Source organism: Pseudomonas sp. C2B4 (assembly GCF_013359695.1).
GTDB lineage: Bacteria > Pseudomonadota > Gammaproteobacteria > Pseudomonadales > Pseudomonadaceae > Aquipseudomonas.
Genome location: NZ_JABFMU010000002.1, coordinates 59099 through 73954 on the forward strand (window position 1 = coordinate 59099; position 14856 = coordinate 73954).

The 14856-nt window shown below is 60.8% G+C and carries 17 protein-coding genes; 6 read left to right on the plus strand and 11 right to left on the minus strand.

Features of this window, described 5'->3' with window-relative positions:
- Positions 1-119 precede the first annotated feature (119 nt).
- From HNQ83_RS01980 to HNQ83_RS01990, 3 genes are read right to left on the minus strand one after another with little or no spacing between them, the layout of a single operon-like run.
- Positions 120-707, minus strand: a complete 588-nt coding sequence (locus HNQ83_RS01980) for a YggT family protein (RefSeq protein ID WP_175387415.1) — start codon at positions 705-707, stop codon at positions 120-122.
- 24 nt (positions 708-731) lie between these two features.
- On the minus strand, positions 732-1550 hold the full coding sequence (gene proC / locus HNQ83_RS01985) for a pyrroline-5-carboxylate reductase (RefSeq protein ID WP_175387416.1): 819 nt from the start codon (positions 1548-1550) through the stop codon (positions 732-734).
- 34 nt (positions 1551-1584) lie between these two features.
- A complete protein-coding gene (locus tag HNQ83_RS01990) occupies positions 1585-2271 on the minus strand; it encodes a YggS family pyridoxal phosphate-dependent enzyme (RefSeq protein WP_175387417.1) in 687 nt (228 codons plus the stop codon).
- Positions 2272-2328: 57 nt separating this feature from the next.
- Here HNQ83_RS01990 and HNQ83_RS01995 point away from each other — a divergent pair, with 57 nt between their 5' ends.
- The gene (locus HNQ83_RS01995) at positions 2329-3363 is read left to right on the plus strand and encodes a type IV pilus twitching motility protein PilT (RefSeq protein WP_175387418.1); all 1035 of its coding nucleotides are present in this window, start codon (positions 2329-2331) and stop codon (positions 3361-3363) included.
- Between the two features lie 130 nt (positions 3364-3493).
- Here HNQ83_RS01995 and HNQ83_RS02000 read toward each other — a convergent pair whose 3' ends face one another.
- The gene (locus HNQ83_RS02000; protein ID WP_175387419.1) at positions 3494-4111 is read right to left on the minus strand and encodes a C40 family peptidase; all 618 of its coding nucleotides are present in this window, start codon (positions 4109-4111) and stop codon (positions 3494-3496) included.
- 249 nt (positions 4112-4360) lie between these two features.
- Between HNQ83_RS02000 and HNQ83_RS02005 the strand changes: the two genes are divergently transcribed.
- Positions 4361-4792, plus strand: coding sequence for an NINE protein (locus HNQ83_RS02005; RefSeq protein WP_175387420.1), 432 nt, complete (start codon positions 4361-4363; stop codon positions 4790-4792).
- A 111-nt stretch (positions 4793-4903) separates the two neighbouring features.
- Here the strand turns inward: HNQ83_RS02005 and HNQ83_RS02010 are convergent, their stop codons facing one another.
- From HNQ83_RS02010 to gshB, 7 genes are all read right to left on the minus strand, one after another.
- Complete coding sequence (locus HNQ83_RS02010) at positions 4904-6175, minus strand: dihydroorotase (RefSeq protein ID WP_175387421.1); 1272 nt, start codon at positions 6173-6175, stop codon at positions 4904-4906.
- Positions 6172-7176, minus strand: coding sequence for an aspartate carbamoyltransferase catalytic subunit (locus tag HNQ83_RS02015; protein ID WP_096514412.1), 1005 nt, complete (start codon positions 7174-7176; stop codon positions 6172-6174). The genes HNQ83_RS02010 and HNQ83_RS02015 overlap by 4 nt, the downstream gene beginning before the upstream one ends.
- A 26-nt stretch (positions 7177-7202) precedes the next feature.
- The gene (gene pyrR, locus HNQ83_RS02020; protein ID WP_175387422.1) at positions 7203-7706 is read right to left on the minus strand and encodes a bifunctional pyr operon transcriptional regulator/uracil phosphoribosyltransferase PyrR; all 504 of its coding nucleotides are present in this window, start codon (positions 7704-7706) and stop codon (positions 7203-7205) included.
- A 92-nt stretch (positions 7707-7798) separates the two neighbouring features.
- Positions 7799-8236, minus strand: a complete 438-nt coding sequence (gene ruvX, locus HNQ83_RS02025) for a Holliday junction resolvase RuvX (RefSeq protein WP_175387423.1) — start codon at positions 8234-8236, stop codon at positions 7799-7801.
- Positions 8236-8808, minus strand: a complete 573-nt coding sequence (locus HNQ83_RS02030; protein WP_175387424.1) for a YqgE/AlgH family protein — start codon at positions 8806-8808, stop codon at positions 8236-8238. The genes ruvX and HNQ83_RS02030 overlap by 1 nt, the downstream gene beginning before the upstream one ends.
- A 193-nt stretch (positions 8809-9001) precedes the next feature.
- Positions 9002-9901 carry an energy transducer TonB gene (locus HNQ83_RS02035; RefSeq protein ID WP_175387425.1) on the minus strand — a complete coding sequence of 300 codons (900 nt, stop codon included), beginning with the start codon at positions 9899-9901 and terminating at the stop codon, positions 9002-9004.
- A gap of 64 nt (positions 9902-9965) precedes the next feature.
- Positions 9966-10919 (minus strand): glutathione synthase, encoded by a 954-nt coding sequence (gene gshB / locus HNQ83_RS02040; RefSeq protein ID WP_175387426.1) that lies wholly within the window; start codon positions 10917-10919, stop codon positions 9966-9968.
- Positions 10920-11268: 349 nt separating this feature from the next.
- On the opposite strand from gshB, the gene pilG reads away from it, so the two are divergent.
- The 4 genes from pilG to HNQ83_RS02060 all read left to right on the plus strand — a co-directional run bounded on the left by pilG (position 11269) and on the right by HNQ83_RS02060 (position 14847).
- Positions 11269-11673 carry a twitching motility response regulator PilG gene (gene pilG, locus HNQ83_RS02045; RefSeq protein WP_175387427.1) on the plus strand — a complete coding sequence of 135 codons (405 nt, stop codon included), beginning with the start codon at positions 11269-11271 and terminating at the stop codon, positions 11671-11673.
- A gap of 57 nt (positions 11674-11730) precedes the next feature.
- Positions 11731-12096, plus strand: coding sequence for a twitching motility response regulator PilH (pilH, locus tag HNQ83_RS02050; protein ID WP_150773652.1), 366 nt, complete (start codon positions 11731-11733; stop codon positions 12094-12096).
- Between the two features lie 10 nt (positions 12097-12106).
- Positions 12107-12646 (plus strand): chemotaxis protein CheW, encoded by a 540-nt coding sequence (locus HNQ83_RS02055; RefSeq protein ID WP_175387428.1) that lies wholly within the window; start codon positions 12107-12109, stop codon positions 12644-12646.
- 140 nt (positions 12647-12786) lie between these two features.
- Positions 12787-14847 (plus strand): methyl-accepting chemotaxis protein, encoded by a 2061-nt coding sequence (locus tag HNQ83_RS02060; RefSeq protein WP_175387429.1) that lies wholly within the window; start codon positions 12787-12789, stop codon positions 14845-14847.
- Positions 14848-14856 lie beyond the last annotated feature (9 nt).

Genomic DNA, 14856 nt, shown 5'->3' on the forward strand with positions numbered 1-14856 from the left:
TGTTTTCATCCAGTTAGGCCGAGGTGCGGCATTCGCGAGCAGGCTCGCTCCCACAATGGGATGCATACCCCTGTGGGAGCGAGCCTGCTCGCGAAGAACGATGACGCGTTACAGCAGAATCAGATCAGCCCAAACAGCTCACGCGGCATTAGCGCGTAGTACGCCAGGCGCGGGATCAGCCAGCTCTGCAACAGTTGCAGCGCAATAAAGGCGAAGATCGGCGAAATATCGAGGCCGCCCAGATTCGGAATGATCCGGCGGAACGGCGCGAGTACCGGTTCAGTGATCTGCTGCACCAGCTCCGCGCCCGGGTTGTGGCTGCCCGGAGCGACCCAGGACAGGATCACGCTGATGATCATCGCCCAGAACAGGATCTTCAAAAACAGCGCAAAGATGCCAATCAGAGCCCATGGTGCCAGGAGCAGCACATTGACCTCATAGCCGCTGAGCAACAGGATGACCGCGAACAGCGCCATCTGCACCAGCAGCGCCAGTACCAGCGACGACATGTCCAGGCCGAACATGCTCGGGATCACCCGGCGCAGTGGCTTGAGCAAAGGTTGAGTGGCTTTCACGGCGAACTGGCAGAGCGGATTGTAGAAGTTCGCCCGCACCAGTTGCAGGATGAAGCGCAATAGCACAATCAGCAGATACAGGCTGCCCAGGGTTTGAATCACAAAAATGGCAGCGTCATTGAGTCCGAGCATTATTGATTCCTTTTTAAGTGCTGATTAGCGACCGAGTTGCTCAGCCATCTCGGCGGAGCGGTGCGCGGCGGCGCCGAGTGCTTTTTCCACCAGGGCTTCGAAGCCATCGGCCTGGAACGACTTGATCGCGGCTTCCGTGGTGCCCGCAGGTGAGGTGACGCGGCGACGTAATTCAGCGGCATCGACGTCACTGGCCACCGCCATGTGCGCGGCGCCCAGGGCGGTTTGCACGGTCAGTTGGGCGGCGACATCCGCTGGCAGGCCGAGCTTCACACCGGCGGCGGTCATGGCTTCGATGAGCAGGAAGAAGTACGCGGGACCGGAACCGGACACCGCGGTGACGGCGTCCAGTTGCTGTTCCTCGTCCAGCCACAGGGCAATGCCAACCGCCGACAGCAGTTCCTGGGCTTGCTGGCGCTGCTCGGCGCTCACCTGGGCGGTGGCGAATAAACCGCTCACACCCTGACGCAGCAGCGCTGGCGTGTTGGGCATGCAGCGCACGATTGGTTGGGCGCCGAGCCAGTTATTCATGCTGGCGCAGGTGATGCCAGCAGCAATCGACACCACCAGTTGGTTCGGCTTGAGGCTAGGGCGAATCGCTTCGCAAACGGCTTTCATCGCCTGGGGTTTAACCGCCAGTACGACGACATCGGCGCCTTCAACGGCTTGGGCATTGTCGGCGAACACTTCGATGCCATGTTCGGCGCTCACGCGGGCACGGGTTTCATCGCCCGGATCGCTGGCGCGGATCTGCGTGGCGTCCAGACCTTTGGCCCGCAGGCCGCCGATCAGGCTCGCGGCCATGTTGCCGGCACCGATAAAGGCAATACGCGTCTTGCTCATGTCAGGTCCTTATAAAGAAGTGGGGCGGCCATGGTTATGGCTGGCCGTAGTCGCGGGCGCCAAACAGGGCGGTACCGATCCGCACCCAGGTGGCACCCTGGGCGATGGCCGACTCGAGGTCGTGGCTCATGCCCATGGAAAGTGTGTCGAGTGGCAGGTTCAGGCTGGCTTGCAGGCGTTGCACGGCAGCGAATGCGGCATCCTGGGCGGCGCGATCTTCAGTCGGCTCGGGAATGGCCATCAGCCCGCGCAACTTCAGGCGTGGCAGGGTGCTGATGGCGTTGGCCAGTGCCGGCAAGTCGGCCGGCGTGCAGCCTGACTTGCTGGCTTCACCGCTGACATTGACCTGGATGCAGATGTTCAGTGGCGGTAGATCGGCAGGGCGTTGTTCGGACAGGCGTTGTGCGATTTTCAGACGATCCACGGAATGCACCCAGTCGAAATGCTCGGCGATAGCGCGAGTCTTGTTCGATTGAATGGGGCCGATGAAGTGCCAGATCAAGGGCAGGTCGGCCAATTCGAGTTGCTTGCCCAGGGCCTCTTGCAGATAGTTTTCGCCAAAGTCGCGCAGGCCGGCGGCATAGGCTTCGCGCAGGTCTTGTGCGGGTTTGGTCTTGCTCACAGCCAGCAGCTGGACGCTGTTTTCGTCACGATTGGCGGCGAGTGTTGCGGCGTGTATGCGCGAACTAACCAGTGAGATGTTGTCTGCTATCGTGGACATTCAAGAGGCGCCAGCGGGTCTGAGGTTGGCCGCATTCTACTGGAATTGAGGAGTGCTATGGATATCACTGAGCTACTGGCGTTCAGCGCCAGACAGGGAGCTTCCGATTTGCATCTGTCTGCCGGTCTGCCGCCGATGATCCGCGTAGACGGTGATATACGCCGCATCAACCTGCCGCCCCTGAACCACGAGGAAGTGCAGGCACTGATCTACGACATCATGAACGACACCCAGCGGGTGGACTTCGAAAAACATCTGGAAACCGACTTTTCCTTCGACGTACCCGGCGTGGCGCGTTTTCGGGTCAACGCCTTCAACCAGAGCCGCGGGGCTGGCGCGGTGTTTCGCACGATCCCCTCCAGGGTCCTGAGCATGGACGAGCTGGGCATGGGCGATGTGTTCCGCAAGATGACCGACGCCCCCCGGGGACTGGTGCTGGTGACCGGGCCGACCGGTTCCGGCAAGTCCACCACCTTGGCGGCAATGATCGATTACCTGAACAGTCATCGGCATCACCATATCCTCACCATCGAAGACCCGATCGAATTTGTCCACGAATCGCGCAAGTGCCTGATCAACCAGCGCGAAGTCCACCGTGATACCCGCAGTTTCGCCACGGCCCTGCGCTCGGCCCTGCGCGAGGACCCGGATGTGATTATGGTGGGTGAAATGCGCGATCTGGAGACCATTCGCCTGGCACTGACCGCGGCTGAAACCGGCCATCTGGTGTTCGGCACGCTGCACACCACATCGGCGGCGAAAACCATCGACCGGATCGTGGACGTGTTTCCGGGGGACGAAAAATCCATGGTGCGCTCCATGCTTTCCGAATCGCTGCTGGCCGTGGTGTCCCAGACGCTGGTGAAGAAAATCGGCGGAGGGCGCATCGCGGCTCACGAGATCATGCTCGGCACGTCGGCGATCCGTAACCTGATCCGTGAGGACAAGGTGGCGCAGATGTATTCATCGATTCAAGCGGGCGGGTCGCTGGGGATGCAGACGCTGGATATGGCCTTGAAGGATCTGGTGGCCAGGGGATTGGTCAGCCGCGATCAGGCGCGGGATAAGGCGCGGTCGCCGGATAATTTTTGAGGGGGTTTTTGGTGATTTCAAAGACGCCTTCGCGAGCAAGCCCGCTCCCACAGGGGAATGCATTCCAATGTGGGAGCGGGCTTGCTCGCGAAGGGGTCATCATGATCAATGATGATGCAGGACGCTGAGATCAGCGCTGAACAACCTGCAAGGCTTTCTGATCTTTAGGCAGAACCCGCTTGGCCACCACGTAGTGGTTTTCCCAGTACGGTTTCTTCAAGGTATCGATGGTCACCGACTTGCCACGGCGAGGTGCGTGGATGAAGCGGTCGTTGCCCAGGTAGATGGCAACGTGGTTGACTCGACGGCTCTTGATGTTGAAGAAGATCAGGTCGCCTGGCTTGAGGTCGGCGCGATCGACTTTCTCGCCATGACCGCTGGCCATGGCATTGGACGTGCGTGGCAGGTCAAACGTGGCGTCATTGAACGCGTATTTCACCAGGCCGCTGCAATCGAAGCCTTTGCTCGGGCTGCTGCCGCCCCAACGGTACGGTGTACCGAGGACGTTGACCGCGCGGCTCAGCACGTCGCTGCTTTCCTTGGTTGCCATGGGAGGAACCAGGCTGCTCTTGCTGCTCAACTGAGGAGCGGTTTTGAGCGATTTCTTGCTTTTGCTCGATGGAGCAGAAGCATGGGATTTTGGGGTGTAACCATTAACGTTCGGAAGACGTTGCTCACGATTGGTGGCGTGGGCGGCCAGTGGCAATAATAGGCAAATGGTTAGCCATGTCTTGAAAAATGGACGCATTAGGCAGGGCTCGTATGGGTTAGCGCGCAACTTTATAACAGCTTTTTTTGGCATTCCGAGGCCGTTTGTCGATTCCAATAGGGTCTAACGGAACCAAATAAGCGGAAAAAAGACGCGATTGTCAGACAGAACTCAGGCGCTACAAGGGTTTGACGGAAGGGAACGTAGCATTTGCCATACGTCGGCTGCTCGTAAAAAAGTCACAAAGATTTAAAGAATATTTATCTATCGCGTGAATCGAGGTCATCCATGAACACCTATCAGCAACCCGTCCCGCATCAGGACACCCACAGTAAAGTGATTGGCTATTTGCTATGGATCTTCGGTTTTACCGGCGCCCACCGCTTCTATTACGGCAAGCCGGTGACCGGGACGATCTGGTTTTTCACCTTCGGTTTGCTGGGGATTGGCTGGTTGATTGACCTGTTCCTGATCCCGGCGATGGATCGCGAAGCGGACCTGCGGTTTACCGCTGGACCGATCGAATACAACGTGGCGTGGATTCTGCTGACGTTTCTCGGGGTGTTCGGCGTACACCGGATGTATCAGGGCAAATGGATCAGCGGGTTGCTGTACCTGCTGACGGGTGGGTTGTTCTTCCTGGGGGTGTTGTATGACTTCTGGACGCTGAATGACCAGGTTTCGCTGCGGAACGCCCAGAACAGAGGTGCCTTCCAGTAAATCTTCGCGAGCAGGCTCGCTCCCACAGTGGATAGGTTTTGGCCGCAAATTTTGCGGTCAACGGATAACCCAGTGGGAGCGAGCCTGCTCGCGAATGCAGGCGACGCAGTTTTAAGCCTGGTGACTGATCCGTCCATCCACCAGGGTGTAACGCACCACACCCGGCAGGCTGTGGCCAATGAACGGGCAGTTCTCGCCCTTGGACAGCCAGGTCTCACCGGCCACGGTGGAGGCCGTCGGGTCGAACAGCACGATGTCCGCCGCACCACCCACCGCCAGCTTGCCCGCCGGCAGGCGCAGCGCATCTGCCGGTCCGGTGCTCAAGCGTGCCAGCAAGGTCGGCAAGTCCAGCAAACCATCTTCCACCAGGGTCATCGCTAGCGGCAGCAGCAATTCAACGCTGCTGATGCCCGGCTCCGTGGCACCGAACGGCGCCAGCTTGGCGTCTCGCTCATGGGGTTGGTGATGACTGGATATGGCCGACACCACCCCGGATTTCACCGCTTCACGCAGGCCATCGCGGTCGGCGCGGGTGCGCAGCGGCGGCTGGACGTGATAAAGGCTGCTGAAGTCGATCAAGGCTTCATCGGTGAGGATCAACTGATACAGCGCCACATCCGCCGTGACCTTCAAGCCACGAGCCTGGGCCTGAGCGATCAGTGCCACGCCGCGAGCGCTGGTGAGCTGGCTGAAGTGGGCGCGAACGCCGGTCTGTTCTACCAACAGCAGGTCCCGGGCCAGGGCCACGGTTTCGGCGGTTTCCGGGATGCCCGGCAAGCCGAGGAAACTCGCGGTCGGGCCTTCATGGGCCAGTCCGCCTTCGGCGAGGTCGTGATCCTGGGAGTTGAAAATCACCGTCAGGTCGAAGGTGGCCGCGTAGTCCAGTGCCCGGCATAGGGTGCGGGTGTTGCGGAAACTCTCCAGGCCGTTGCCGAAGGCCACGCAACCGGCATCGCGCAAGGCAACCAGTTCGGCCAGCTGTTCGCCGTCCAGGCCTTTGCTCAGGGCGCCGATCGGGAAAACTTTGGTGTTGCCGGCCTCACGGGCGCGGTCGAGGATCAGTTCGGCCACCGCCGAGGTGTCCAGCACCGGTTTGGTTTTGGGAGGGCAGCACAGGCTGGTGACGCCACCGGCAGCGGCGGCGCGGGTTTCGCTGACGATCGAACCTTTGCGGCTGTAACCCGGTTCGCGCAGCGCGACGTTGAGGTCGACCAGGCCAGGGGCGGCCACCAGGCCTTTGGCGTCGAGGGTGTCGACAGCGACAAAACCGGCTGGCGCGGCGCCAATGGCGACGATCTTGCAGGCTTCGATATGGATATCGGTGATCTGGTCCAGGCCACTGGCCGGATCAATGACGCGGGCGCCAAGAATACTGAGCTTCACTGCACGTTCTCCTGCTCGAATTGGCGCTGCGCAGTCTGCCCGCTCATGGCCATGGACAACACGGCCATGCGAATTGCGATGCCGTAAGTCACCTGATTGAGAATCACCGAGTGCGGGCCGTCGGCCACCGCCGACTCGATTTCCACGCCACGGTTGATCGGGCCCGGGTGCATGACAATGGCGTCGGGCTTGGCGCCGGCCAGGCGCGCGGTGGTCAGGCCGAACAGTCGGTAGAACTCGCCCTCGCTGGGCAGCAGGCCGCCGGTCATGCGCTCGCGCTGCAGGCGCAGCATGATCACCACGTCCACGTCTTTGAGGCCTTCGGTCATGTCGGTGTAGACCTTCACGCCGTATTGTTCGATACCGATCGGCAACAGGGTTTTCGGCGCAATCACACGGATGTCCGGGCAACCCAGGGTTTTCAGCGCCAGCATGTTCGAGCGCGCGACCCGCGAGTGCAGGATGTCGCCGACGATGGCCACCGACAGATTCTCGAAGCCGCCCTTGTGCCGGCGGATGGTGAGCATGTCGAGCATGCCTTGGGTCGGGTGGGCGTGACGGCCGTCGCCACCGTTGATGATCGCCACTTGCGGGCACACATGCTCGGCGATGAAGTGTGCGGCACCGGAATCACCGTGGCGCACGACGAACATGTCGGCGGCCATGGCTTCCAGGTTGCGCAGGGTATCGAGCAGGGTTTCCCCCTTGCTCGCCGACGATGTCGACACGTTCAGGGTGATCACGTCCGCCGACAGGCGCTGGGCCGCCAGTTCGAACGTGGTGCGGGTGCGGGTGGAGTTCTCGAAGAACACGTTGCACACGGTTTTACCGCGCAACAACGGGACCTTCTTCACCGCCCGGGCACCGACTTCGAGGAAGGAGTCGGCGGTGTCGAGGATTTCCGTCAGCAACTCGCGGCGCAAACCGTCGAGCGAGAGGAAGTGGCGCAGCTGGCCCTGGTCATTGAGCTGCAGCGGGCGCTTGGTTTCTGGAGGCGTCATCGCAATGGGACTCTCAATAGGGCGAATTAAAGGGCGAGGTCTTGTACTTCGAGCTCAAGCTCCGGACCGGACAGTTTCACCCGTTCGTTTGCGGCCAGGGACAGGGTCGCACCCAGCACGTTCGGGCGGATCGGCAGCTCGCCGGCGTCCAGGTCCAGCAGGCACACCAGCGTCACGCTGGCCGGGCGGCCGTAGTCGAAGAGCTCGTTCATGGCGGCACGGATGGTCCGGCCACTCATCAACACGTCATCGATCAGCACCAGGTGCTGGCCTTCGATTTCGAACGGCAGGGCCGAAGGGCGCACTTGCGGGTGCAGGCCGTTCTGGCTGAAATCGTCACGGTAGAAGGAAACGTCAAGCGTGCCGAGGGGGTCATTGCTGCCCAGCTCTTTCAGCAAGGCCTGGGCGACCCACACGCCGCCGGTACGGATGCCGATATAGCGCGGGTCGCTGATGCCACGGTGTTCCAGGTGTGCCTTGAGACTTATCGCCATCTGGCTGATCAGTTCGGCGGGATTGGGCAGGCTCATGGTTGCTCCTTCTTGGGCCCGAGCCTGTTTTCCGGAGTGTGGCGCCGGAGTGTGGCTCGGGTTGTCGCTAAAAAAGAAGCGCCGTAGCGCTTTCAGGATTCAAACAATGCAGCGTTTTCGTCGAGCCAGCCTTGCAGCAGCAGGGCGGCGGCGATGGCATCGACCGGGTTGTCGCGGTAGCTGCCTTTTTGCCCGCCACGGGCCAGGCGTTCGCCCTTGGCTTCGAAAGTGGTCAGGCGTTCATCATGGGTATAGAAAGGCAGGTTGAAGCGGCCGTTCAGGCGGCGGGCGAATTTTTCCGCACGGGCGCACATGTCGCTGGGCGTGCCGTCCATGTTCAGCGGCAGGCCTACCACTACGGCGTCGGGCTTCCACTCTTTGATCAACGCATCGACCTTATCCCAATCGGGAATGCCGTTCTGCGCTTTCAGGGTGCACAACTCGCGGGCCTGGCCGGTAACGACCTGGCCGACTGCCACGCCGATCGATTTGGTGCCGTAGTCAAAACCCAGAATCAGCCGCAGGGCCATCAGGCGTGCCCCGCCTGGCTGGTGAGCAGGCTGAGGTTAATGCCCAGGTGCTTGGCTGCCGCTTCCAGGCGCAGCTCACTGCTGGTGTTGAACAGAATGTCGGCGTTGAACGGGCAGGTCAGCCAGGCGTTCTGGGCCAGTTCGGCTTCCAGCTGCCCGGCTTCCCAGCCGGCGTAGCCGAGGGCGATCAGGCTCTTCGCCGGACCGAGGCCATCGGCGATGGCAAACAACACGTCCTGGGAGGTCGACAAGGATAGGTCGCCTTCCAGATCAACGGTCGCCTGAAAGGTCTTGCCTGATGGATGCAAAACAAAGCCGCGATCGGTCTGAACCGGCCCGCCAATGAAGATCGGCACATGCTGGCAGAGGACCGGCGGTTCGACATCGGGACGCAATTGCTCAAGGATATCGGCCAGGTTCAGGTCCTGCGGACGGTTGACCACCAGCCCCATGGCACCATTGGCCGTGTGCTCGACGATGTAGGTCAAGGTGTGCGCAAAGTTCGGGTCGACCATGTGAGGCATGGCGATCAGGAAGTGATGCTTGAGGTAGCTTGGGCTGACGTTTTTCATGAGCGCTAGTGTGGCGTTGGAGGGGCGAACTGACAAGCTGGGGATGCACAGGAAATGCCCTAAATCATGATAGCGACGCGGGCCACTGTGGGAGCGAGCCTGCTCGCGAAGAGGACTTGTCAGTGACAGTGATGTTGCCTGACACACCGCATTCGCGAGCAGGCTCGCTCCCACAAGGGATATTTGCGGGGCGTTAGTTGCTGGACAACCGATCCCCACGCGCAAACTTCCACGTGCGGATGATCTCCAGCCGGTCGATGTCCGACAAATCCCCGGTAAACGGTGCAAAGGGAGCCGCCAGGCGCACGATGCGCTGGGCTGCCTGGTCCAGCAGCGGCTGGCCGGAGGATTCCAGCACCAGCACTTCATACAGCGAACCGTCGCGGTTGATCGACACCATCAGGCGCAAATTGCCGTAAATCTGCTTGCGCCGGGCTTCCTCGGGGTAGTTGAGGTTGCCGATTCGCTCGACTTTCTTGCGCCATTCATCTTTATACCAGGCGCCCTTGTCGCGCATGGTCGAGGCGGCGCTCAGGCGGTGGATGCGCGGGCGTTTGGCGTACAGCTGTTGCTCATTGGCCAGTTCCGCTTCCAGGCTGGCGATGTCGCTGGACAGTTGTTCTGTGTCGAATGTCGGCGCGGCCACTGCCGGTTTGGTGACAGGTTTGGGTTCTTCGGTCTTGGTGGCGGTTTTTTTCGGCTTCGGCGCGACGGTGGTCACGGCAGCCTTTGGCGCAGCCTCTTGTACTTCAGGCTTGGCGGCGGGCGGTGGCGTGACCTTCTGCACCTTGTTGTCCTGGAAAGGCGCGACCTCGGTGGTCTTGGGGATGGCCTTTTTATCCAGCGTGCCGCTGCCTTGCTGATTTTCCTGAGCGAGAAAGTCGGCTTTTTCCGGCTTCTTTTCGCTTTTGAAGGTGGCGAGGGTGATTTCCAGGGTTCTGCTGATCTGCTGGGGTTCGACCATTGTAAAACCGACACCCAGCAGCAACGCCAGGTGCACCAGCGCCGCCAGAAACAGGGTAAAACCGAGGCGATCGGCCGGGCGCACGCCGGTGTGGGCGAGTTCGGGAGGCAGATCGGACGGGAGGGTCATGACAAGGAAACCAACATCACGTTTTCACAGGCCGCGCATGATAACGCAATGTTGGTTTGGCTAATCAACGTGCCTTGAGCTTCTGATCGATGGCATCCATCAGCAGGCCGCCGATGTCAGTGCCGAAGGCATTATCGATTTCGCGGATGCAGGTCGGGCTGGTGACGTTGATTTCCGTCAGGTGCTCGCCGATCACGTCGAGGCCGACGAACAGCAGGCCTTTCTCCCGCAGGGTCGGGCCGACTTGTGCTGCGATCCAGCGGTCTTTCTCGGTCAGCGGACGCGCTTCGCCACGACCGCCGGCGGCGAGGTTGCCACGGGTCTCGCCAGCGGCCGGGATGCGCGCCAGACAGTAGTCCACCGGCTCGCCGTCGATCATCAGGATGCGTTTGTCGCCATCGACAATGGCCGGCAGGTAACCCTGGATCATGATTTGTTGCTGACCATGCAGGGTCAGGGTTTCGAGGATGACCGAAAGGTTCGGGTGGCCCGCGGTGTGACGGAAGATCGAGGAGCCGCCCATGCCGTCCAGCGGCTTGAGGATCACATCACCGTGATGATCGGCGAATTCGCGCAGCACATCCGGACGGCGGCTGACGATGGTCGGCGGGGTGCACTGCGGGAACAGCGTGGCGAACAGCTTTTCGTTGCAGTCGCGCAGGCTCTGCGGCTTGTTGACCACCAGCACGCCAGCGCTTTCGGCCTGTTCCAGCAAGTAAGTGGAGTAGACGAACTCCATGTCGAACGGCGGATCCTTGCGCATCAGGATCACATCCAGATCGCTGAGCAGCGCGTCCTGCTCGGCGTCCAGTTCGAACCACTTTTCCGGGTTGGCGAACACTTTCAGCGGACGCATCCGCGCCCGGGCCTGGCCTTCGGCCTGGTAGAGGTCGCGCTGTTCCATATAGAACAGTTCCCAACCGCGCTTCTGCGCGGCCAGCAGCATGGCCAGCGAGCTATCCTTTTTATAGGAGATGCTGGCGATAGGGTCCATGACAATCCCGACGCGAACGCTCATGGGTCTTTCCTCGAAATTTTGGGGGCTATGGCGATTTGTGTAGGAGCGAGCTCGCTCGCGAAAAACTTCATGGCAACGCGTTCAACCAGGCAGCACGCGTTATCGTTGTGCTCCATCGCGAGCGAGCTCGCTCCTACAAAAGATCAGCGTATAAAAGTGGCGTCAGAGTGGCGCTGAGTGTGGTCCCGGTCAAGGAAAAACCATCGCCGGGGCCGGTCGATAGATTGGATTTGGAGACTGTGCTAAAAAGGCTGCCATGTCGCGCTGGCCCTTGAGCATCAAGGGTTTGGAGCCACCGATTACCCGTTAACGGACAAATAGATTCGTAAAGGCGACGCGAGAGCATCTTATGGAACAGCAATCCAGCGCCTTGAAGGTCATGGTGATCGACGATTCGAAGACGATTCGACGCACCGCCGAAACGCTGCTCAAGAATGTAGGTTGTGAGGTCATCACGGCCATCGATGGTTTCGATGCGCTGGCCAAGATTGCCGACAATCACCCCGGCATCATCTTCGTCGACATCATGATGCCGCGTCTGGATGGCTATCAGACCTGCGCTTTAATCAAGAACAACAGTGCCTTCAAGTCCACGCCAGTGATTATGCTGTCGTCCAAGGACGGGCTGTTCGATAAGGCCAAGGGGCGCATTGTCGGCTCCGACCAGTTTTTGACCAAGCCTTTCAGCAAGGAAGAACTGCTGAACGCGATCCAGGCCCATGTTCCGGGCTTCGCCGCCGTTTTGCCGCAGTAAGACACCTGAAGTGACGCTCGGCCAGCGGGCCTTGCGTCGACAAGAATGGGGAAGACCATGGCACGTATTCTGATCGTCGATGATTCGCCGACTGAAATGTACAAACTGACCGGCATGCTGGAAAAGCACGGTCATGAAGTATTGAAAGCCGAAAACGGCGCCGACGGCGTGGCCCTGGCCCGCCTGGAAAAACCCGATGCGGTGCTGATGGACATCGTGATGCCCGGCCTCAACGGGTTCCAGGCGACCCGCCAGTTGACCAAAGACCCCGAGACCGGGCACATCCCGGTGATCATCATCACCACCAAGGATCAGGAAACCGACAAGGTCTGGGGCACGCGCCAGGGCGCCAGGGACTACCTGACCAAGCCGGTCGACGAAGAAACCCTGCTCAAGACCCTGAACAACGTGCTCAACGGTTGATTGTCGGGCCATGACCGAGTCGCTGACGGCCTTCGAGCTCCTGCTGCAGATCGACCAGCGCTGTCGGCTGCTGGCAGCGGACTTGCCGTCCCAGCCGATCCGTCAGGACAGTTGGAGCGGCATCGGCTTTCGCCTGGGCGAACACTGGTACGTCGCGCCCATGGGTGAAGTCAGTGAAGTGCTGCACGAGCCGCGTTTTACCCAGGTGCCGGGGGTGAAACCCTGGGTCAAGGGAGTGGCCAACCTGCGCGGGCGTTTGCTGCCGATCATGGATCTTGGTGGCTTCCTGGGCCATGAACTGTCGGCCGCGCGCAGGCAGCGGCGGGTGTTGGTGGTGGAGCATCAGGAAGTGTTTGCCGGGCTGATGGTCGATGAAGTGTTCGGCCTCCAGCATTTCGCCCGGGACAGCCTGCAGCCTGTGCCGGCAGATGTTGTGCCGGGGCCGATGTCGGCATTTGTCGAAGGGTGCTTTCAGCGTGATCAGACATGGCGGGTGTTCAGCCCGTTTGCGCTGGCGAGATCACAGGGTTTCATGAATATCGCGCTCTAACACTGTGGGAGCGAGCCTGCTCGCGAATGAACGATAACGCGGTGATCCTGATGCGACGCGGCGCCTGATTCGCGAGCAGGCTCGCTCCCACAGGGTTCTTCGGCAAGGTTTGAACGGTGTGGATTAACAGGCGAAGACCGATGATAAAAGCAAAAACAGGCAAGCCAATGGAAGGGTCGCGCAGTCGTTCGCAGATCATTGCGCTGTTCATCGCGCTGATCATTTTCATCATGCTGTTGTTCGCCAACTTCGCGTACCTCAACACCCAGGCCACGTACGATAAACAGTACATCGGCCATGCCGGCGAGCTGCGCGTGTTGTCCCAGCGCATTGCCAAAAACGCCACCGAAGCCGCCGCCGGCAAGGCCGCTGCGTTCAAGTTGCTCAGTGATGCGCGCAACGATTTTGCCCAGCGCTGGAGCTACCTGAAAAAGGGTGACCCGGTCACAGGCCTGCCACCGGCACCGTCCGATGTGCGCCCGGAAATGCGCGCCGTGCAGCTCGATTGGGAGCGTCTGTTGAAAAACACCGATGCGATTCTCTCCAGCGAGCAGACCGTGTTGTCGCTGCACCAGGTGGCCGCGACCCTGGCCGAAACGGTGCCGCAGTTGCAGGTCGAATACGAGAAAGTGGTTGAGATCCTGTTGCAGCGCGGCGCTCCCGCTGCCCAAGTGGCCATGGCCCAGCGACAGTCGCTGCTGGCCGAACGCATTCTCGGTGCCGTGAACACGGTGTTGGCCGGCGATGAAAGTTCGCAACAGGCGGCGGACGCCTTTGGCCGCGACGCGGCGCGTTTCGGGCAGGTACTCAACGGCATGCTCCAGGGCAACGTGGCGCTGCGGGTCAGCCAGGTCGAAGACCGTGATGCGCGGGCTCGGTTGATGGAGATCTCTGAACTGTTCGAATTCGTCTCCGGTTCTGTGGATGAAATTCTCGAAACCTCGCCGGAGCTGTTCAAGGTCCGCGAGTCGGCCACGAACATTTTCAGTCTGTCGCAAACCCTGCTCGATGAAGCCTCGCACCTGGCCAGCGGTTTCGAAAACCTCGCCGGCGGACGCAAAACCGACACCATCGGCGGCTACGTGCTGGGCCTGGCGGCATTGATGTCGATCATCCTCATCGGTCTGGTGATGGTGCGCGAGACCAATCGCCAGTTGCGGGAAACCGCCGAGAAGAACGAGCGCAACCAGAACGCGATCATGCGACTGCTCGACGAAATCGAAGACCTGGCCGATGGCGACCTGACCGTGACCGCCTCGGTGACCGAGGACTTCACCGGCACCATCGCCGACTCAATCAATTATTCCGTGGATCAGTTGCGCGACCTCGTGGCGACCATCAACCTGACCGCCGGGCAGGTCGCCGCGGCCGTGCAGGAAACCCAGGCCACCGCCATGCACCTGGCGCAGGCCTCGGAGCATCAGGCACAGCAGATTTCCGAAGCCTCCACCGCGATCAATGACATGGCCGAGTCCATCGATCAGGTGTCGGCCAACGCCGCGGAATCCTCGGCAGTGGCCGAGCGTTCGGTGGAAATCGCCAACAAGGGCAACGAGGTGGTGCACAACACCATCCATGGCATGGACAATATTCGCGAGCAGATTCAGGACACCGCCAAGCGGATCAAGCGTCTGGGCGAGTCTTCCCAGGAAATCGGCGACATTGTCAGCCTGATCGATGACATTGCCGATCAGACCAACATCCTCGCGCTCAACGCGGCGATCCAGGCCTCCATGGCCGGCGATGCCGGGCGCGGCTTCGCGGTGGTTGCCGACGAAGTACAGCGGCTGGCGGAGCGTTCTTCGGCGGCGACGCGGCAGATCGAAACCCTGGTGCGGGCGATCCAGACCGACACCAACGAAGCGGTGATTTCCATGGAGCAGACCACCACCGAAGTGGTGCGCGGCGCCCGTCTGGCGCAGGATGCCGGTGTGGCCCTGGAGGAGATCGAAGGCGTTTCCAAAACCCTCGCGGCGTTGATCCAGAGCATTTCCAACGCGGCGCAGCAACAGACGTCGTCTGCCGGCCAGATTTCCCTGACGATGAACGTGATCCAGCAGATCACCACGCAGACCTCGTCAGGCTCCACCGCCACCGCCGAGAGCATCGGCAACCTGGCGAAAATGGCCAGCCAGCTGCGACGGTCGGTGTCCGGTTTCACCTTGCCGGCCACCAAGGCACAGGTGACGGACAACGCTTGAACCGCCCAC